The sequence below is a fragment of the Burkholderia sp. SCN-KJ genome (assembly GCF_024656005.1).
Classification (GTDB): Bacteria; Pseudomonadota; Gammaproteobacteria; order Burkholderiales; family Burkholderiaceae; genus Burkholderia.
On record NZ_JANKOG010000005.1, the window covers coordinates 1 to 20,808 of the forward strand.

Annotated in this window: 14 protein-coding genes; 8 read left to right on the forward strand and 6 right to left on the reverse strand. The window is 65.2% G+C overall.

The window, feature by feature from the left end; all coding sequences use genetic code 11:
* Positions 1 to 460: 460 nt before the first annotated feature.
* The 3 genes from NQV17_RS09985 to NQV17_RS09995 all read left to right on the forward strand — a co-directional run bounded on the left by NQV17_RS09985 (position 461) and on the right by NQV17_RS09995 (position 3,531).
* Entirely contained in the window at positions 461 to 1,978 is a 1,518-nt protein-coding gene (locus tag NQV17_RS09985; protein WP_124891799.1) for a hypothetical protein, read from the forward strand.
* Positions 1,979 to 2,009: 31 nt separating this feature from the next.
* Complete coding sequence (locus NQV17_RS09990; protein WP_044848119.1) at positions 2,010 to 2,336, forward strand: hypothetical protein; 327 nt, start codon at positions 2,010 to 2,012, stop codon at positions 2,334 to 2,336.
* 139 nt (positions 2,337 to 2,475) lie between these two features.
* Positions 2,476 to 3,531, forward strand: coding sequence for an AraC family transcriptional regulator (locus NQV17_RS09995; protein ID WP_257771866.1), 1,056 nt, complete (start codon positions 2,476 to 2,478; stop codon positions 3,529 to 3,531).
* 53 nt (positions 3,532 to 3,584) lie between these two features.
* Here the strand turns inward: NQV17_RS09995 and NQV17_RS10000 are convergent, their stop codons facing one another.
* Together NQV17_RS10000 and NQV17_RS10005 are read right to left on the reverse strand one after the other, a co-directional pair.
* The gene (locus NQV17_RS10000; RefSeq protein ID WP_257771868.1) at positions 3,585 to 4,991 is read right to left on the reverse strand and encodes a 3-deoxy-D-arabino-heptulosonate 7-phosphate synthase; all 1,407 of its coding nucleotides are present in this window, start codon (positions 4,989 to 4,991) and stop codon (positions 3,585 to 3,587) included.
* A 118-nt stretch (positions 4,992 to 5,109) separates the two neighbouring features.
* Positions 5,110 to 5,871 carry a 2-keto-4-pentenoate hydratase gene (locus NQV17_RS10005; protein WP_257771870.1) on the reverse strand — a complete coding sequence of 254 codons (762 nt, stop codon included), beginning with the start codon at positions 5,869 to 5,871 and terminating at the stop codon, positions 5,110 to 5,112.
* A gap of 264 nt (positions 5,872 to 6,135) precedes the next feature.
* Between NQV17_RS10005 and NQV17_RS10010 the strand changes: the two genes are divergently transcribed.
* From NQV17_RS10010 to NQV17_RS10030, 5 genes are all read left to right on the forward strand, one after another.
* Complete coding sequence (locus NQV17_RS10010) at positions 6,136 to 6,615, forward strand: universal stress protein (protein WP_257771873.1); 480 nt, start codon at positions 6,136 to 6,138, stop codon at positions 6,613 to 6,615.
* A gap of 12 nt (positions 6,616 to 6,627) precedes the next feature.
* Positions 6,628 to 6,819: a DUF2964 family protein gene (locus NQV17_RS10015; RefSeq protein ID WP_124485744.1), complete on the forward strand. Its 192-nt coding sequence runs from the start codon at positions 6,628 to 6,630 to the stop codon at positions 6,817 to 6,819.
* A 149-nt stretch (positions 6,820 to 6,968) separates the two neighbouring features.
* The gene (locus NQV17_RS10020) at positions 6,969 to 8,705 is read left to right on the forward strand and encodes a site-specific integrase (protein WP_257771879.1); all 1,737 of its coding nucleotides are present in this window, start codon (positions 6,969 to 6,971) and stop codon (positions 8,703 to 8,705) included.
* A gap of 99 nt (positions 8,706 to 8,804) precedes the next feature.
* Entirely contained in the window at positions 8,805 to 9,128 is a 324-nt protein-coding gene (locus NQV17_RS10025; RefSeq protein WP_044848126.1) for a TfoX/Sxy family protein, read from the forward strand.
* A 59-nt stretch (positions 9,129 to 9,187) separates the two neighbouring features.
* Positions 9,188 to 10,108, forward strand: a complete 921-nt coding sequence (locus NQV17_RS10030) for a hypothetical protein (RefSeq protein WP_257771883.1) — start codon at positions 9,188 to 9,190, stop codon at positions 10,106 to 10,108.
* Positions 10,109 to 10,283: 175 nt separating this feature from the next.
* Here the strand turns inward: NQV17_RS10030 and NQV17_RS10035 are convergent, their stop codons facing one another.
* The 4 genes from NQV17_RS10035 to NQV17_RS10050 are packed head-to-tail and all read right to left on the reverse strand — an operon-like array spanning position 10,284 to position 20,430.
* Positions 10,284 to 11,630: a hypothetical protein gene (locus NQV17_RS10035; RefSeq protein ID WP_257771885.1), complete on the reverse strand. Its 1,347-nt coding sequence runs from the start codon at positions 11,628 to 11,630 to the stop codon at positions 10,284 to 10,286.
* A complete protein-coding gene (locus NQV17_RS10040; RefSeq protein ID WP_308235947.1) occupies positions 11,627 to 17,941 on the reverse strand; it encodes an AAA domain-containing protein in 6,315 nt (2,104 codons plus the stop codon). Before NQV17_RS10040 ends, NQV17_RS10035 begins: the two co-directional genes overlap by 4 nt.
* Positions 17,942 to 17,958: 17 nt before the next feature.
* Positions 17,959 to 18,603, reverse strand: a complete 645-nt coding sequence (locus tag NQV17_RS10045) for a 4Fe-4S single cluster domain-containing protein (RefSeq protein WP_257771889.1) — start codon at positions 18,601 to 18,603, stop codon at positions 17,959 to 17,961.
* A 3-nt stretch (positions 18,604 to 18,606) separates the two neighbouring features.
* Positions 18,607 to 20,430 carry an AAA family ATPase gene (locus NQV17_RS10050; RefSeq protein WP_257771891.1) on the reverse strand — a complete coding sequence of 608 codons (1,824 nt, stop codon included), beginning with the start codon at positions 20,428 to 20,430 and terminating at the stop codon, positions 18,607 to 18,609.
* Positions 20,431 to 20,808 lie beyond the last annotated feature (378 nt).

Genomic DNA, 20,808 nt, shown 5'->3' on the forward strand with positions numbered 1-20,808 from the left:
CCCCCCCCCCCCGCCCCCCGCCCCCCCCCCCCCGCCCCCCCCCCCCCCCCCCCCCCCCCCCGCCCCCCCCCCCCCCCCCCCCCCCCCCCGCCCCCCCCCCCCCCCCCCCCGCCGCGGCCGACGCGGCAATCCGCATCCGCGCATCACCGGCTCATGCGCGTGCCGACACCCGGCGAAATGCATCTCCACTCACTGTAGACGCAACCCCACCTTGATTCCGGATCGTATGAATTAAGATGCAGCCGGCACTTCGGGGTGTCCGGCGTTGGGCGACAGAGGCAGTAAGCAAGCCGTCGTCCGTACCGGAAGCAAAGGCCGTCCGCGCGATCGAACCGGGCGAGGCTCGACGAAAGCGCGGCATTCCATATCCATTGAATGGCACTGCTTATCAATATGCACGGCGGGTTCGACCTGCTGCGCATGCAAGCACATGCCGTCGATCCAGAACAAGAGGATTGTGATGAAACCCGTTACCTGGACGGCCATGGCCGTCGTTCTCGCGTTGACCGCATGCGGCGGCGACGACGTCTCGACCAAGAGCGGTGCGTCGCAGTCGACGCCGACCTCCCCCGGATCACCTTCCGGCACGACATCGCCCGGCGGCGGCTCGAACGGCGGCTCGAATGGCGGGCCGACGGGCGGCGGAACCACGCAGCCGCAGGCCGGCTGGTCGACGGCCGTCGCGGTGGACGGCAAGGGGCCGGAAGGCGACCCGAGCGTGACGATCGACGCGAGCGGCAATGCGCTCGCCACCTGGATGACCGTCGACCCGGCCAGTCCGTACGGCAACGAAATGTGGGGCGCGCGCTATGTCCCCGGTTCGGGCTGGCAAAGCGCGACGCGGCTCGACACGAGCGACGGTACGCATTCGATGAACGGGTTGACCGGCGTTCCGCCGCAGCTGGTCGGCAATGCGAGCGGCCAGGCGGTCGCGTTCTGGACCGAATGGATGCCGGGCCCCAACACGTACGCATTGTGGGCGCGCCCGTACAGCCCGGGCGCCGGCTGGGGCACGGCGTCCGAACTGGCAGCGGACATGAGTGGGTCGTCCTATACGGCCGGGATCGACAGCCAGGGCAACGCGCTCGTCGCCTGGACGCAGTCGATCAGCCTGCTCGATACGCGCATCGCCTGGACGCGCTATACGCAGGCGGGACAGTGGTCGCCCACGGCGCTGATCCAGATGCCGGTGCAGACCGGGCCGGGTGCGGTGACCGGCGATACCGACAACGTGAGGCCGATGATGTCGGTCCTGTCGTCCGGCCGCGCGGTGCTCGCGTGGCGGCAGACCAACCATACGCATTCGGCGCTGTGGACGGCCACGTACGACCCGACCAACGGCTGGACCGACGTCAACCAGGCCGTGTCGAACACGAGCCTGTTTACGACGATCATCTCGCCCGCGGCCGGCATGGACGCGAAGGGCAACATCACGCTGGTGTGGGGGCAGCTCGACGTGACCGGCGGGCATCTCGAGACGACCACGATGGCGCAACGCTTCGTCGCCGGCACCGGGTGGCAGCCGGCCGCGCCGGTGGCGCCGGCGATCACTGAGCCGACCGGCTTCATCGCGACGCCGATGCTGACCGTCAACGACAACGGCATCGCGGCCGTGATGTGGGCGGAGGGCGGCGCGGTGCTGCAGGCGAGCGTGTCCGATGCCGGCGGAAACTGGGGGCCGCTGCAGCGGCTGACGGAACACCTGAACGGGGCGGCCGCCCAGTACCCGCCGCTGGTGATCGACGCGGCGGGCCACGTGACGGTCGCATGGCAGGACACGGGCTTGCCGGGCGCGTCGGCCGTCATCGCGGCCCGCTACCGGGACGGGGCGTGGAGCGCGTCGACGGTGGCGCCACAGAGCGCATCGTGGCCGGCGCTGGCCGTCAACGCGACGGGGTCGATGGCACTCCTCTGGCAATCGTACGTCGCGAGTATCGGCAGCCAGCTGCAGTCCAGTTTCTATACCCCGGGCTCGTGATCGCGTTGCGCGGGAAACCGAAGGAGAAGCCATGAAGAAGACCTTGCTTTGCACCGTACGGACCGCGCTGGGCGCCGCGGCCGCCGGCCTCGCGCTGGCCGGTTGCGGCACGACGCAGATGAACATGACCGACGTGCAGACATCGACCGCGAAGACGATCGGCCTTGCGTCGTCGGACGAAATCACGATCGCCAACGTGCAGTACGGAAAGAAGAACGGGCTCGGCGGCCAGCAGGTGAGTTACGACGCGACCACCGGCAAGGGGCGGCGCTTCACCTGCACCGTGTTCATGATTCCCGGCCTCACGCCGATCGACCGGCCGACGTACAACGACTGGGAATGCCATCCGCGTCGCTGACGTCCGCGCTGCCCGCCGCGCGCCTGTCGATCGACGGCGCGGCGGGCACTGCGACGAACCCGCTGTCCACCGCCGCATTTTGGTCCGATAATCGACGAACCGATCCCTTCCTTTCCTGTCGGCTCGAATGAAAACTGCCATGGATCAAGCGGATGCCATCCCCGTCTTCAAGTTTCGTACCACCGACTATCCCGTTCGGGACCGATTCCACGTGTGGGTCAAGGACATGCTCTGCGACTACCGGCTGGACGACGTCGGCGGCTACGGCGCGTTCAACGCGGAAGCGACCGGCGCGGCGCTCGGCCCGCTGATCTTCTCGAGCCGGCGCTGGCGGTCGCGCGCGCCGACCTACTCGGTGCACCGCACGACGCGGCGGATCCGGCTCGACGGCCAGGATTCGATCCGCTTCACGCTGCTGCTGGGCGGGCATCTCACGTGCCGCACCGGCGGGCCGGAGCTGGTCAAGCGCGCGGGCGACCTGTTCGTCTATGACGTCGCGCAGGTCAATGACTGCCGGGTCGAGGCCGGCGACGTGATCAGCCTCGTGGTGCCGCGCTATCTGCTGCCGGCCCATGCGGCGAACGCGCACGGGCAGACGCTGGCGAGCGGTGTCGGGCGGCTGCTCGGCGACCAGATGCTGTCGCTGCACCGCAACCTGCCGAACCTGCGCACGCACGAATTGCCGAGCGTCGTGCAATCGTTGCTGCTGCTCCTGAGCGCGGCGGTCGCCCCGAGCGCACAGGCGTTCGACGAGGCGCGCGGCCCGATCGACACCGCGCTGATCGAGCGCGTGCGGCGCTATATCGACGCGCACCTGCTGGAGCCCGACCTCGCACCCGAGCGGATCTGCCGGGACATCGGCGTGTCGCGGGCGCGGCTTTATCAGCTGTTCAAGGAAGAGGGCGGCGTGATGCGGCAGCTCACGCGCAGGCGGCTGCGTCACGCGTACCACGTGCTCGGCGATCCGCAGCGCCGGCACCAGCGCATCGCGGAGATTGCATGGGCGCACGGTTTTCCGGACGAGAAGTACTTCCATCGGCTGTTCAAGGCCGAGTTCGGCCATACGCCGAAGGAAACGCCGGCATGCGCGGCGGCGCCGGTTCTGCTGCCGTTCGGCGCGGACGATGAAAGCCGCTGGGGAGACGGCGGGCGACTGAAGGGGTGGACGCTACCGTTCGGGGTACTCAACAACTGAGCGGATCACGCGTGATGATTCAACGCGAAAGTCGTGCCATTCGCGCTCGCACGTCACGCCTCGTTCGCAGCGCTGTCGTCCAGGTCGCCTTCGATCGCGGCCATCAGATCGTCGACGCTCACCATCAGCGCCCGAACCTGCCGCAGCGATTCGTACTGGTGCAGCACCGTGCGCCATGACGGTAGTTCCAGCAGCGCTTGCCAGACGGCGCCGAGGCCGTGCGGATCGGCATCCGTGCATTGCGCGAGCGCGCTCGCGTATTCGAGGCTCGCCGGCGCCGACAGCAACTGCATCCGGCTCGCGGCACCCAGCAGGCGCGGCGCCGGGTCTGCCGACGCATCGCAGCAGTACAGCACTTCGCGCTGCAAGGCCGCGTCGTCGATCGTCAGCGCGCGCAGCGACGCGCCGTGCAGGCGTACCGTGCCTTCGCGCGTGTCGAACGCATAGACGGTGTCCGGATCGGCTTGCGCGAGCAGGCTCAGGCCGCGCAGAAGGCGCGGCAGATCGGTCGTCGCGGCATCCGCGGACGCTTTCGCTTCGACGAGAAACACGACGTGCCACGCGGCCGACGGATCGTCGCCGCGCGCGCGCCCGAGCAGCACCGCATCCCACTCGGTTTTCGCGCGGTCGTGCTTGGCCGGTATCGAAGCCGGCACGCGCATCGACGTGACCACGCGATACGTGCGCTGCGCATCGCTCGCGTCGAGCTGCGCGGCCAGGGCGTCGAGCGCCTGCGCGGCCAGCGCTTCGACGGCCGCGCCCCGCTGTTGCGAGGTGACGCCTTGCGCGACGGCGAGCGCGCTGCCTTCGAGCGGACCCTGGCGGCTCCACAGCGTGCGGTACTGCCGGACGTCCGGATCCGGCGCCAGCGCATCGAGACGCCGCAGCCGCGCGAGCGCGGCGCTGTCCTTCAGTCTGGCGACGTCCTGTTCGAACGCGGTGTCGGTCGCCATCTCCGGCCGCGCGAGCAGCTGCCGCAGCGCGGCGTCGAGATCGTCCCACGACGCGCCGGCCGCGGCCGCATGCAGCCGCGCGAGCGGTTCGCGTTGCCATGCCTGCGCATGCCGTTCGAGCCGGGCCGGATGCGCGATCGTGTTGACGGCCGAACGCAGCGCGCGCCGGTCCTGCTCGGCATGCGCGGCGAGCGATGCGTATTCGCGCACGGCCGCCGCGCGATGCCGAAGCACCGCGGCCTGGAAGGCGGGGTCGCCGGATTGCGGGTCCATCGCGTCGCCGATCATTCGCGCGAGCGCATCGATGAAGCGGCGTTGCAATGCGGGGTCGGGCGTGCGGCCGTCGGCCTGCATCCGGCGCGCTTCCTCGATCGCGACGGCGATGACGACGGCCGGGTTCGCGGCGTCGGCCAGCGACGGCGCGCGCACGAGCGGCGGCAACCGGTAGCGGCGATCGACGGTGCGCAGGACTTCGTCCAGCAGGGCGGGCAACGGTGTCGGCGGCATGGCGAATGTCGGGAGGGCACGCGGTTCAAGCGTGACGGGCGTTGTGCAACGGTATCACGCAGCGTCGGCAGGCGGGGCAGGCGCCGCGTTCGTCACGAGCCGCACCCGCCGCTGAACGTCAGGCCGTCAGCGTCACCGACAGGCTGCCGAGTTCGCCGAAGCGCACCGTCAGCGCATCGCCGAGCGGCACGTCGATCGCACCCGCATACGAACCGGTCGTCACGATCTGGCCGGCCTGCGCGCCGTCGCCGCGCGATGCGAGGAAATTGACCAGCCATACCAGCGGCTTGAGCGGATCGCCGTCCGGATGACGGCCGTCGATCGTGCGATTCAGCGCACCCTCGAACGACAGCGCGAGCGTCTCGAGCGGCACGTTCAATCCGTCCGGCACGACGGGACCCACGCACAATCCCTGGTTGAACTGCCCGTCGGCGAGCAGTTCGAACTTCGATGCGCGCGCGGGCTCCGCATAGCGGCAACCCAGCACCTCGAGCACGATGCGCACTTCGCGGATCGCGCCGCGCACGTCGTGCTCGTCGTACGGCTGCGCGCGGGCGGGCAGGTCGCGATCGAGCACGAACGCGATTTCCGGCTCGATCCGCACGATCGGGCCGCCGACGACGCGGTACGGCGCATCGGCTGCGCGGATCGTCGACGCGAAGATCGGCGCGACGATCACGCGGTCGGGCGGCGGCAGCGCGCATTTCCATCCGCCGATGGATTCGCCGAGCAGGTCGGCGACGCGATGCTGGATCGCGAGTGCGGTATCGACGTTCTCGGGGCGCAAGGCGTCGGGCAGCAGCGGGCCGGGCGTGCCGGCATGGCGGGCGGCGACGAGATGCTGGGCGGCGCCGTCCACGCGTTCGGTAGTCGTTGTCATGTCGGTTGAGCGAGTTGAAAGTGAGCCGGCAAAAAAGGGCCGGACGAAGGTCGTAACGTCGATGATAGCGCCTTCGGCGGCATGGCCGCTCGGCAGCACGGTTCGGCCACCGGGACGACGCCCCGGCTTTTCGCGTGGCGCTTTGCCGCACGACCCGCTTTCGGGGAATCTTGATCGCCGTCAACCTTCGAACCGGCCGTCCGCCGATGATGGGCACATGACCGCGCGCGACCGCGCCCGGCAACTCACCCCAGCGAGGTTCGCATGTACAAGAAGATCATGGTGGCCGTCGACGGCAGCGCTTCGTCGAAACAGGCGCTTGCCGAGGCAGTGAAGGTGGCACTGGCGGGCGATACGCACGTCAGCGTCGTCTATGTGGTCGACAAGTCGGTGCTGTTCACGTACGCGGGCCGTTTCGACCCGCACGCGCTCATCGAGGAAATCCGCGACGACGGGCGCAAGGTGCTGCGTGAAGCCGAACAGATCATCGCACTGGCCGGCGCGAAGGGCGAGGCCGAGCTCGTCGAAACCGAGAGCATCGGCGAGGATGTCGCGGAACGCCTGCAGCGTTACGTGACGGAGCGCGGGATCGACCTCGCGGTGGTCGGCACGCACGGGCGGCGCGGCATCCGGCGCGTGCTGCTCGGGAGCGTCGCCGAACGCTTCGTGCGTGGCTCGAAGTGCCCGGTGCTGCTGATTCGCGGCGACGATGCCGGCGAGCCGGCGTCCGCCGCGGCAGCCTGACGCGAGCGCGCGATGATACGTCGCCAGTACCGGATCGTCGTCGCGGCGATCGCCGTGTTCGTGTCGCTCGCGGGGATGATGGCCGTCGTGACCGGGCTGCTGTTCGACACGACGATCGCGCTGCGCGGCGGCGCGATCGCGTTGATCGTCGGCGTGGCCTGCTTTGTCGTGATGCTCAACCCGGGGCCGAAGGGCGAGGGGTGACGCGCGGCCGGCGTCGGTTCTGTCCGTGCGGCGCACGCCTGTGACAGGCTGACCGTTCCCGCGCGAAGCCGCAGACCCCGGCATCGCGCGCGTGTCTCGCAGCGCTCGAGGCGTTTTCGAGCGTCGGCAGTTCTGTCAAACTGGCGCCCATGATACCGCGCCTCGCCTCACCGCCTTCCTCCGAATCCGCGCCCGCGCCCGCGGGCTTTCCCGATGCCGACGAACTGGCCGCGCTGCGAGCGTGGTATGCGGGCATGACCGTGCGCCAGGCCGTCGAGCGCTATCTGCCCGATCGTCTCGGCGACGGGCGGTCGGCGCGCGGCGTGATCGGCGCGATTCGTCGCGGCCTCGTGCGCGTCGCGCGGCAGGCCGGGCGACCCGACCTCGCGGAGCAGCTCGGGCATGCCGACAGCGCGCGCATCCAGATGGCGAAGGCCGCGACCGATGCGATCGGCGTGTTGCGCCATGCGCGCGCGCCGGTGCCGCAGATCAGCGACGACGTCGGCTTGTGGCTGCCGGCGCGCGCCGTTGTCGCGCTGCGTGCGCACGGGATCGTGACGCTGGCCGACCTGACCGTGCGGATTCCGCGGCGGCGTCAGTGGTGGCGCGCGATCGCGGGGCTCGGCATGGCGAGCGCGCGGCATATCGAGGCGTTCTTTTCCGCGCATCCCGACCTGACCGAACGGGCGCGCGCGCTGATCGCGGCGACCCCGCGCAGCGGCATCGTGCCGTGGGAGCAGCTGAAGCTGCCGCACGAAGTCGACGGATCGAACGGCACGTTCCGCGCGCCGCGCGCGACCAGCACGCTCGACGCGGACAACGATTACGCGGCCGTGCACGCGTGGCTGTCGCTGCACGAATCGGCCGCGACGCGCCGCGCGTACCGGAAGGAAGCCGAGCGGCTGATCCTGTGGGCGATCGTCGAGCGCGGGCGCGCGCTGTCGTCGCTGACCACCGAGGATGCGGTCGCGTATCGCGCATTCCTGCGCAACCCGGCGCCGCACGAGCGCTGGGTCGGGCCGGTGCGGCCGCGCGGCGCGCCGGACTGGCGGCCGTTTTCGGGCGGGCTGTCCGCGCGCTCGGCCGCGTACACGCTGTCGGTGCTCGGCGCGCTGTTCCGCTGGCTGATCGAGCAGCGCTACCTGCTCGCGAATCCGTTCGCGGGCGTCAAGGTGCGCGACACGCGCGGCGCGAATGCGCTCGACACGTCGCATGCGTTCACCGAAGGCGAGTGGCTGCTCGTGCGCACGATCGCGGACGGGCTCGAGTTTCGCAAGGACAAACCGTCCGGCGCGCCGCAGTCCGGCTGGACGCCGGCCGCCGCGCAACGGCTGCGCTTCATCCTCGATTTCGGCTATGCGACCGGGCTGCGTGCGAGCGAGCTGGTCGGCGCGACGCTCGGCGACATCGAAACGGACGCGCACGGCGATGCATGGCTGAAGGTGATCGGCAAAGGCAGCAAGGCCGCGCGTGTCGCGCTGCCGCCGCTCGCGCGCACGGCGCTCGACCGGCATCTGGTCGCGCGGCGGCTGCCGGTGACGCCGGTGCGCTGGCGCCCGGATACGCCGCTGATTGCGAGTCTCGCGGAAGACGGCGCGGCCGGCATCACGAGCGTGCGGCTGTGGAAGGTGATGCAGCGGTTCTTCGCGCAGACGGCCGCGCTGGTCGATGACGACAATCCTGCGCTCGCGCAGAAGCTGCGGCAGGCCAGCCCGCACTGGATGCGCCATACGCATGCGACGCATGCGCTCGCGCGCGGCGCGGAGCTGACGACGGTGCGCGACAACCTGAGGCATGCGTCGATCTCGACGACGTCGATTTATCTGCACGGGGACGACGTGAAGCGGGCGCGGCAGATGTCGAGTGCGTTTTCGGCTGACAAATGAGCTGGGGGAGCACGGTGCACGAGCGATTGCGCGACGATTGAACGGAACGACACCGCATCGGTGACGGTCAGAACGGTTATTCGATCACGGAGCGCATGAATGGCATCGAGTCAGGGAACCGTCGATTTCATCGTCGAGCAGATGGCTGCGGCGGGCGCCGTGTCGGCCCGCAAGATGTTCGGCGAATACGGCATCTACTGCGACGGCAAGATGGTCGCGCTGGTGTGCGACGACCGGTTGTTCGTCAAGCCGACGCCCGACGGGCGTGCGTTTCTCGGTGCGTGCGAGGAAGGTCCGCCGTATCCGTCGGCGAAGCCGCATCTCGTCATCGGAGGAGAGCGCTGGGACGACCGCGAATGGCTGTCGACGCTGATCCGGATCACTGCCGCGCAACTGCCGGTGCCGGTGAAGCGGAGCCGATAGCGGTCGGCGTATTCTGTGAACCATGCGCGCTTTCCCCGCGCCCCCGCTGGAGCACAAGAATGGAGACATCCACAAACCCGCAAGCCCCGCGCTACGCCCGCCGCGCCTGGCACGCGCTCGTCGCGGCGCTATGCGTCGGCTGGAGCGCGCTGTCGTTCGGCGCGGACGGCGCCGACGGCGCGGCGGCACTGCTCGACCGTTACCACAGCCTCGGCGAGCAACTGAAGAACAACCCGTTCCACCGCCCGCTGTACCTCGAATCGTCCGAGGCATCTTCATCGCTGAAGGGCGATATCTACGCGGTCGTCGACTATCCGTTCGCCGTGGTCAACGGCAAGCTGAACGATCCCGCGCAGGGCCCCGCGAACTGGTGCGCGGTGCTGATCCTGCACCTGAACACGAAGTACTGTCACGCGTCGACCGGCGGCAACGGTCCGGTGCTCGACGTGAACCTCGGCCGCAAGATCGAGCAGAAGCTGTCGGACACCTACCGCGTGCAGTTCCGCTACCGCGTGGCCGCCGCGACGCCCGACTACTTCCAGGTCGACCTGACCGCCGACAGCGGCCCGATGGGCACGAAGGATTACCGGATCGCGCTGGAGGCCGTGCCGGTCGGCGCGTCGCGCACGTTCCTGCACCTCACGTATTCGTACGGCTTCGGCACGGTCGGCCGCATGGCGATGAAGACCTACCTCGCGACGGTCGGCAGCGACAAGGTCGGGTTCACGGCCGCGAGCGGCGCATCGGCTGCGCAGCCGCAATACATCGGCGGCGTGCGCGGCTTGCTGGAACGCAACACGATGCGCTACTACCTCGCGATCGATACGTATCTCGCGACGCTCGACAAGCCGCTCGACCAGCGTCTCGCGCGCTGGTTCGACGCGACCGAGCAGTATCCGCAGCAACTGCACGAAGTCGAGCGCGGCGCGTATCTGCAGATGAAGGCGCAGGAGGTGCAGCGGCAGCAGACGGCGCGGTAGGCGGCGCGCATGCGTGGGGCGCGGTGGAAGGGTGCTTGGATGTGAGTTGTGGACACGATCAGACACCGTTTTTCAAGAGTCTGCCGGGGCGATCGTTCTCGACCACTGTCCGGAAATCGCCCGCCTCGCGCACGACCTGTTTTTTTCAGTGCCGGGACACCTTCTCCAGCATGACTTACCTCAGTGTGCGCATGGCTGCTTCCGTGCCAGACGTATGGTCCATGTCGGAAACAACCTTGAGCGGTACCTCGCCAACGCCCATCGCGCGTTCGATCAGCAGGTCGTCGCCGTGCTGTGCCAGCAGCGCCTGCAATCGACCGAACTCGCCACACCAGAGCGTTTCGACATCCTTGTCGCGGGCAACGTCACGATTCGCGACGAAGGATACGGCCCGAACCTGCAGGCGACCGGATTGCGCCGGACCGCCGACTTCGACACCATAATCCGGCATGGAAGGTTTCTTTACAACAACCCGGCCGTCCCTCGCCCATGCGGTCGTCATGCCCTCATGCACTTCATAGCCGAGTCGCGCCAAGCCGCTCAGAATTGCGTTGCGCCGAGCCTCCGCTGCTTGTTGCTGCCGCACCCGCACGATCAGGTCCTGTCCGGTTCGGGTCAGCTCGGCCACGACGTCAGGCGACGTGGCGATATCGCACTGTCGAGCGCGTTCGATAAAAATTGCCGCGTCTGCCGTATTGGAAGCCCGAATCTCCGCCGTCACTTCCTCCAGTACCGAGATGGCCGTGCGACGTGCACGGGCCGCCTCGATTGCACTCGACAGGTCGAGGATCAGGCTGTCGAGCAACAGGCTTCTTCGCGCGTCGCTCTCCTCGTCTTCGAGGGCGTCCAGTCGCGACAAGAATCCCTGGACCTCTTGTGGTTCCAGGAATACCCGTGCTTCGCCGATCCATCGATCGAGACGCTCGATCGACGGATCACGAGACGCAGCCAGTCGCGCTGCTTTCCAGGTCTGGAAGTCCGCCGATGCTTCCACTGGCAGCAGCCGATTCGCTAGCGCCCGTTGCGCATCGTTGAGTGTTCGTTCTACAGCAGGCGTTAGAAGGGCGAACCCTTGCGCTAGCAGGGCATCGGCATTTTCGGGCATGTTGCCCGAGCGCAAGCCCTCAAGCTGGCCATGGAGTTCAGCCGGAATTTCGATGCCTTTCGCTTTCAGTGCGCCGAGCAATGTCGTTGCGCTGTGCCGTCCTTGCCGTCGCCTTTTCGCTGCCTGCTCGGCCTGGTCTATCGCTACCTGTTGGCGCCGGGCGAGATCCGTCTTCAGGAAAGCGATCTCGTCGGGCACTTGCTTCTGCAAATCCATAAACGCGTCGGCGGCGATCAATGCTCCCAGCGCGTCACGGCGTGCCTGGGTCGCCGCGATCTCTTCGTCTGACAGCTTGCCGGTACCTCGACCTTCGGCAATCCATGTGGCGATTGTCTGGTCAAGGCGCTGCAGATGTCCCTCGCAGATCGCGACGATTTCCTCGCGCGTCACGATCCGGACCACTTTCGGGCCGCTCATGCCATTACCTCCTGGCTCAGGGCTAGCTCTACGGCTGTTTTCAGGCGTGCCTTCTCTGATTCCGGTTCGTGGTACCAGGCCTGCGATGAGACGCGATGCAGTGTCGGAATGGCTCGTCCCAGCACGGACGGCCGCCAGATTTCCCGGGCACGCGCATGTTCGAGCAACGGGTGACGCGGCGCATCGCACTCGATGCCGATCGCATAAAGACCGGTTTCCGGATTTGCGATCGCAAAATCAAGCCCGAAAGCATCGCCTTCCTGGGCCGGCACCGGTGATAGACCGAGGCCCTGCAGATATGCAAGCACATCTGCCGCGAATCCGTCAGCGACACCGGTCTGCCGCAGCTTCGCGTGCGCGCGTTCGCTACTCATGCGGCCAAGCAATGCACGCCCGGTGGACAGCTCACCGTTCGACATTGCGCGTGCGTATTCCATATAACCCTGAAGATAATCGCGTGGAATCGCCGGCTTGCGCTGTGTCGTGAGCATATCGGAGATCTCACGGATAGGCATCGACGTAATGAGCACAACTTTATGGCGGGCACGCGTCACTGCCACATTGAGCCGCCGCTCGCCACCGCTCTGGCCAAGCACGCCAAACATGCGCCGGAAGGTTCCCTGGCCGTTTCTCCCGAAGGTCGTGGAAAAGACGATGATGTCGCGTTCATCCCCTTGGACATTCTCGACGTTCTTCACGAATACGGCCATGTCCTCGCCACGATCGGTTCGGTCGAGTTCCTCGCGATAGGCATCGCGGAATGCTTCGTCCACTTCCGCCCGCTGCTCCAGGCGCTCGAGGATGAGGTCTGCTTGCTTGCGGTTGAACGTGACCACGCCGACGGAAGGGCGCTGATCGTAGGGCTGTTGCCACAGTTGCGCTAGATAGGCGACCACGCGATCTGCTTCGTCGCTGTTGGTCTGCTGCTCGTAAAGACCATTCACCTGGACGAGTTCTAGCGGCTTGATCTCGCGGACCGTGGCATCCGGATGGCGGACCGGCACGCTGAGGTTGTTCTCATAGAACGCGGCATTTGAATAGCTGATCAACTCTCGATACGACGAACGATAGTGAATCTGCAGCGTCGACACGGGTAGTGCGCTACGTGCCAGTTGCAGCAGGTCGGGGCAGTCCTTGATTTCGCGTCGGTTCCAGGTTTCCTCGAAGCGCTCGCGTTCGTCTTCCGTCGCCGCCTCGTCGGGTTGTTCGCCGTCGAAAATTTCCGTCTCGTCGCTATCCGTCCGGCTCGAAAAGAACGCCGTTGGCGGCATTTGCTTTTCGTCGCCGCTGACGATCGACAGGTTGCCGCGGAACAGGGTCGGAATTGCGTACTCCACCGGCATCTGCGATGCCTCGTCGTAGACGACGGAATCGAACAGCCCTGATTTCAGCGGCAGCACGCGGCTGGCGACATCGGGGTTCATCAGCCAGACCGGCCGCAGCGCCATCAGGCCTAGCCCCGTCCCGAGTTCGATGAATTCGCGCAGACGCCGAGAGCGCCGACCGGTCAAACGCGTAACGTCTTCCCAATCACGCGCTGAACCCAGTTTGCCGAGGTCGATACCGTTGCGAAGCGTCTCGCGGTTCAGACGACGCATTTCCGCGTCGGCAGCCGCGAGCGCGTCGATCTTTGCGGTCGTTTCGCTTTGGTCGAGCAGCAACTCGGGATTGTCCTGCTCCATGCGCCGCTTCCATCCTAGGCGCGCCTCGCGGTTGATCACGCGTCGCACTGCGTCGTCGAGATGTTCAGGAGGCAGGCACGTCAGCGCATCTTCGCGGTCGCGCATGATGGCAAACACGTCGAGTCCGTCGCTCGAGACGTGCCGGGCTCGGGTCCGGAATTGCTGATATGCGGCCAATGTCGGCAACGCATCGCTGATTCGGTTCAACGGTGCCTGATAGCTGATGTTCTCGGCAATCGCCTGTCGACAGGCGGCGACGAGTTCTGTCGAGAGCCACTCATCGAGCGGTCGCAATGCACGAAGACTATGCTGGCGTGCGTTGTGCCGCACGAACGCGGTTTCAAAACCGTCGAGCAACTGTTCGACGGGCGCTCGATCTCCGGTCATCACGGCCGAGTCGAACTCGTCGCCGCGTGGCGCGATCGCAAGATGCTGCGCGAGTTCGCGGATTTCCTCGAGTTGGCGCAAGCGGGTCAGGCAGGCATCGGCGAGTGCCGGCCCGCAGGTAGGCTCGACTGTCTCGAGATGCAATGCACGGCTGATCGTGTTCAAAGCGTCGCGTAGCGGCCTCCAGGCCTTTTCGAGCCGGGTAGCAGTCAATAGCTTGCGAAGCGTCTCGTCTGTCGCGGGAGCACCGCAGCCAGTGACGAACTTCATCAAGCGACCACGCCGCAGATACGTGACCGGGTTCAGGCGACCCAATAGAGAGGGGGCGCGAGTTGCCAACGTCGCCTGAGTCTCGAGCTTGCGGAGCTCTGGATCCGGCAAGCGCGCAACGGTATCCGACAGCACGGCATCAAAGCCGCTGGCCTCGACGGCCAACAGATCGCGATGTAGTCCGCAGAGCGCCGTGTAGTACCGATGGCCTTCAGCATCGGCATGATCGGCCGGTCGAAACAACGGCAGCCATTGTGCAAGCCGCTTGCGTTGCGTGTCGTCCAGCGTGACAAGGCGGGCGGCATTGGCTTCGAGCCAGGCCCGATACGGGGCAGGGTCGTCGACATCGAATCGCGCGGGATGCGCGGCGAGCGTCTCGATTCGCAGTCGCTCCGCCTCGCAGAAATCCGCGAAAATCGCATTGAACGTTTCGAGCGTGGCAGCATCCGTCGCGAAGGACTTCAATTGCACCAGCGCACTGCCCTCGAACTTCGCTGGTAACCAGTAGCGGGCGAGCGGTGCGCATTGTTCTTCCAGCGTTGTCAGCGCCGAAATATCCAGCGTGGCAAGCCGTGTACGCAATTGCGGCATGTTGACAGGCGGAGTGCCGGCTTCGAGCTGGATCAGCTCGCCGAGCAATGCCCGATAACTGAGACCGGTTGATTCATCGACGCGATGCAGTGCTGCATGCTGGCGATCGAGTTCGCCCTCGAGGGTCTCGATTCTCGCAGCCATGCGTTCACGCTGGCGTGCCAATCCGTGGTCGAACACGGTGCTGCGATAGATCGCATCCAGTTGCTCGCGGACTGCTCGGATGGTTGGCTCGCGGTCCTTGTTGACGTCGTTGAGCATCACGATGCGGTCGCCAAGGCCTTCCGCGACGAGACGTTTGCGAACGACTTCCAGTGCGGCATGCTTCTGGCAGACGATCAACAGGCTTCGCCCTTGTCCGATCGCGTCGGCGACCATGTTGACGATTGTCTGACTCTTGCCGGTACCGGGCGGCCCTTCGACCAGCAGTCCGGGACCCTGACGTGCCTGCAGGATTGCTGCTTCCTGCGATGGATCGCTTGCCACCGTCAGGAATCGGTCGAGTTCAGTCGGAGCCGCCTCAGATGCCTGGTAGGCGGATTTGTCCTTGAGCCGCAGCATCGATTCGAGCGCCGTGCCGGAAGGCGACAATTGCTTGAGCTGGCGCAGATCCTCGCCGATGGCTTGGCCGGCGAAGTCGACGTGAAAGAGTACGCCGGCGCAGGCGACACGCGCCGCGCCGACGGGGACGTCGACGGTCGGCAACGGTAACGCACCGAGTTTCCGACTTTCCACATCGGCCAGCAGACCGAACGCATCGACCACGTCGGCCGCTTTCAACGCGGAACGTCCGAGCACTTCGTCGGCTGCGACACGCCATGCCTTGACGGCCTCGCGTCCCAGCAGGCCCTCGAGTGCCGGATTCAGACGAACCTCCTCACGCTCGCCGTCGAAGGCCATCGCGACCTGGCCTCGCGTGCCGAGTTCCATCAGCAGTTTGACCGGCCACAACAGGACGGGGGCGATACGCGGGCGCGTCGTGCTGCGATGATCCTTGTAAAGCAGGAATGGGAAGCCGAGATAGAGGCCGTCGATACCGGTATCCCGCTTGTAGAGCGAGGTCTGCCGGTACAGCGTGTTTAATCGGCCTTCGAGCGTTCCGCTTGTACCAAACACGGCCGGGTCCACCGATACCGCCTGTACATTGCGCTGGAGCAGATGGTCGAGTAGCGCGGTGCTGGCAAATCGTTCGCCGTTCAGTTCGTGAAGATCGACCCGACCCGTGGTTTTGCCGATGGTCATCCGTACCAACGGGCCACGCAAAACAGCTGTGGCGACTTTTTTCTCGAAGAAGTCGAGGATTTGCGACACGTATTGCTGCTTCTGCGGCTCAAGCCACTGCTCTGCGGGCAGGGACAACAGAACGACCACTTCGTGCAGCGGCAAGCGACGTTCTAATCGGAACTGCTCCGCCCATTCATCGACTGTCTGGTTTCCGGTCCGAGCAAATCCGGCGATTCGGTCATCGATCGCGTGGAACAGCTCGACGCGTGGCAGTGCAAGCGCGGTCCGGGCAGCCTGGCGGTCGAAGACCTGAATCTGCTCTCGCTCTGCGATGGCCGCCGCTTGGTCGAGAATTGCATCGACCGAACGAAACTGTGAAATTGCCGCGCTCAGCAGAACGATCAGGTCTTCCTCGCTGAGGACGCGGCGCTCCGACAGCGACAACAGGCCGTGATGGTCCGAATCCGGCAACAGCAGGCGTCGCTCTTCCCATTGCGCGGCCAATTGAGCACGTGAGGTGGAAAGCAGCGCGATGCGCACCATGTCCTCGTCCAGTTCGATGCCAAGATGAGCGGCACGGTGTCGTACTTCATCGGCCCGAGAGCGTAGCCTGGATAGCCAGCTTTCCGTGCCCAGCCGTTCCAGGAGCGTTGGTACCGGCCCGGTCACCAGGTCGTAACCCTCCAGCGGGTTTTGCAGCAACCAACCGGGCGTGACAATATCGCCGCGCAGAATAAGCGGCATGTCAGGATTCAACAGCTTGAGCGCGATCATCAGACGGCAATCATCATCAACGCCGTCGAGTTGAGCAACCTGACGCAGGCCGGCCAGCGCTTTTGCACTGGCGCCGGCTTGTTCTGCCCATGTCAGCACTACGCCGCGATGCAGGTGGTCGCGTGCCGCTTCCCAATTCTCGCGCTCCGCAGCGGCGAGCGCGAAGACCGCCGGCTTGCGATATTGCCTGGCGCCCAATGCGATGCTGGCACCTTCGTTGCCATCTGAATCAACCATCACTGCCGACGGCGCATCTACCGGTTGGCCGTCCAGCCAGGCTTTGACTTGGGGCCATTGCCAGCGTTGATGTCGGTCACGCGCCAGCAGGCCTCGTAGTAAGAGGTGAAGCGACGGATCCAGATCGTCCGGCAGAGTGACGCCGTTGGCCAGCACGTGAATCAGAAACGCGCGCGGGTTGATGCCCTCGAAGCAGCGGCCGTCGGTCAGTTGCTCGAGCAGGATCATGCCGAGGCTCCACCAGTCGGACGCTGCAGCAACACCGCCTGCAATGGCTTCGGGCGCCATATAGCGCGTCGTTTCGAGCGGTGAGACGATATCGAGATCGAATTCGGACAGCCGTGCCGAACCGAAGCCGCTGATGACGAGGTCCAGAGGTTCGCGACTGCGCACGAGCAGCGTTCCGGGCCGCAGGTCCCGATGCCGAAGACCTGCGTCCGAAAACGCTTGCAGGGCCTGGCCAAGTTCATCGACCACGTGGCGAATCGTCTCGATATCGCGTACTGCCATGCCGAGATCCGCCAGCGTCCCGCCACTCATCTCTTCGGCAACTTCGTAAGCACGTTGATCCCAGCGTCCGGTAGCGATGATGTCCGGCACGTGCTCGCGCGGTAGGCGGCGGACCACATCGTAGACCGCCGGATCCGGTTCCGCGCCCGGTCGATAAAGCGTCAGGACTGCCGTCCGGCCGGTCTCGTCCTGCTGGGCCACGTAGCGTTCGCGCACACCGTCCGTGCTGGAAATCTGACGCAATAATCGCCAGCCGTCGATCCGCGTTTCTTCGACGGGCGCCGGAGGTGAACTCTCTGTCGAGCGATCTGCGGAAACCTCAACGTCGATACCGAGAAGCTGCGCGTCAATCGGCACGGCCGGATCCGCGCCACATTCGAGGCACATGAGGTCGCCGTCGTTCATCGGATGGCCGTTCGTGCACGACAACAATGTCCGCACGGTGGATTCGGGTGTCTCCGAAACCACTTGCTGGCTGACAGTCTCGACCGTGATCACGTCCTGGGGGCGCCAGCCGGTCGCCCGGATCGGGACGCTTGACAAGTCCCAGTTGCACATGGCCTCGCCGACAGAGCCGGCACAGAACCACTCGTCGACTGATCGCTCGGTTCGGCAATTCGGGCAAAAACGCATCATGGCTGACATTTCCTGTCTTATCTATTTCTCGCCTTGTCGGCACTGGTCAGGACGTGATGGCCCTGATCGTTCAATAGGTCTCTCAATCGGTGAAAATCGTCACGGTCCGGTATCCCCGCGAACCAGACGCTACCATCCTCGTCGAACATCACATCCAGTGCCTTGCCGTCGTTCCGTGGCATATGTTCGTACTGTGCAAAACGCGTGTGGCCGAGTGCCGTAAGGCAATGCAGCCGCTGATTGTCGCTGCCGCGCAGCGGGCGCGTCTGCGGGGCGTCGATGTCGAACGGATCAGAGATCAGCGCATCGATGAGGCCGTCGGCACGGGCCAGCGTGTCGGCCAGGGATTCGATCGTGTGGCCGCTATAGACGAGTATGTCGCCTGCCGATAGCCGCCGTAGGCCATGCAGAAGTGTAATCAGCGCATCGGCTTGATCGAACGGTTCTCCACCCGAGATCGTGATGCCGGTGGATTCGGGCAGCCAGATTCGGACCTGCGCCAATATGGCTTCTACAGTCGTTTCGCCTCCGGCGTTTACCCAGGTATCCATCGAAATGCAGCCTGGGCATCGGATCGTACAGCCCTGAAACCAGATGCCGATTCGCTGCCCCGGCCCGAGCGTCGTCACGGGATAGTGCAGGCGCGAAACGCGGATTTCCATGGCCTAGCGCTTTTGCAACTGGAACGAACCCGAGCCGATGCCCGAGATGACAAACCGATCGCCGGCGTTCGCATCCTGATCGAACAGGCCGCGTGCCAGCGGGTTGAGCAGGTGCGCTTCGATCTGGTTTCGGATGCCGCGGCCGCCGTTGGATAGATCGCTGAGGCATTTCGCTTGCAGCGCTATCTTGGAACTGTCGTCCAGATCGACGGCGATGCCCTGGGAGGCGACATCGTCGAGCACGGCGCGGACCATCTGCTCGAAAATTTCCGTCGCGATATCCTCGCGGATGAAGTCGAACACGATGATGTTTTCGCCGATGCGGTTCAGGATTTCGGGCCGGTTCAGGATCAGCTTGAAATGCTGCTGGATTTCCCCGAGTACTTTCTTCTGGATTTCCGCAAAGTCGTTTCCTGGTTGGACGTTCGCCACGCGCTGACCCGATTCGTCCTGGCGGTAAATGCCGAGGTTCGATGTGAAAACGATCAAGGCTTCGGAAAAGTACACGCGGTCGCCGCGCCCCGACGTCAGCACACCGTCATCCAGGATTTGCAGAAACTTGTCGAGAATGCGCGGATGCGCCTTTTCGATTTCGTCGAAGAGCACCACGCTGAACGGGCGTTCTCGAATCGCATTCGTCAATTCTCCGCCTACGTCGTAGCCAACGTAGCCGGGCGGAGCGCCGATGAGCCGCTGGTCGGCGTGTTCCGCGCTGAATTCAGACATGTCGAAGCGGATGTAGGCGCTTTCGTCACCGAACAATAGGCTCGTGATTGTCTTGGCGAGTTCCGTTTTCCCGACGCCGGTCGGGCCGGCGAGGAATGCGACGCCGCGCGGCCGGTTTCCTTTCCGCTGAGAACCCACACCGGTCATGGCACGCTTGACGAGGTCAAGCATGTGCGTGACTGCGTGCGCTTGCCCTTTGACACGTCGGCGGATGAAGGCGTCGGCGTGACGGATCTTGTCGCGGTCGATTTGCTGCCACGGATCCTCGGTGACGCCCACTTTATAACGCCGTACGGCATCGGCAATTTTATCGAGGGGAACTTGCTCGACGCGGGCGAGCGTGGCGATTGCATTCATGTCGGCGAGCAGCAATCCCTCGGAACCGTCGACGAATGCGGATTCTGCCTCGGAAAGACTTTCCGGTGTAGCGGCCTGGGCACCAGGTACGCCACGCAGCAATGCGCCGGCCAACGCCCGACGCGCGGCGCTATCGGGTTTTGACACGGGAATATGCCGTATGCGCGGATTGTCGATCAGCAACCAGTCTGGCAGATCGCCTTCCTTGTCGACGATCCAGATCACGGTATTGAAAAACGGACGTCGCAGTTCTCCCGCGGGGCGCGGTGCTGCCATATGCGCCAGCACCAGTGCGCGCGTGAACAGCGTGTGCTCGGCAGGGTTCAGCGTTTCGGTTCGAATCGCCAGTCGAGAAGCAAAATCGACGACGATGGCAATTGGCGGGCCGGGCAGCGTTACATGGCGTTCAAGGCATGCAGTGAGCACGTCGATGCCGCCCGGCACCTTGCCATCGACTGGTGTCAGACCAAGACGTCGCAGGGTTTCATCGGCAGGCTCTGTTGGTGGCACGCGACTGTCGGGTACCGTGAAGCCTGAAATCGGGTTCCAGACGACCACCTGCGCATAGCCCGTCTCCCGGAGATTATCGCCGAGCGTACTCACCAAAGGCTGCGCTGTAACGATTTCGGGGGCAACTTCACATGCCTGTAAATCGCGTACGTTTCCCGATAGCACGAACTGGCTTTTCAACGGAAGGAAACGAAGCAGATCCCGTAACCATCTTGGTTTGACGTAGGCAGGCATGTCGTGAAGGCTTGCAAAGAATGCGAAAGCAAAACGTTATCATAGCCGCCCAGTCGATATATGCCGAATGAATAGGGGTACCGGAAACGAATCGCGATATTTTTACCCGACGAGAAATGAATATCGACGATCACGCTTATTTTTCTGTTCAGCGCCCAACAAGTTCGCGGCGACATCGACGAACTGCAGCAGCAGTGCTTTGACATATGACAGTCACGGTACGCGCAGCGGCAATGGTGATGGCTCGCCTAGCGCGAGTTCGGTAGGTTTCAGGTTGCATGCGCGCTGGTTCGACGCGACCGAGCAGTATCCGCAGCAACTGCACGAAGTCGAGCGCGGCGCGTATCTGCAGATGAAGGCGCAGGAGGTGCAGCGGCA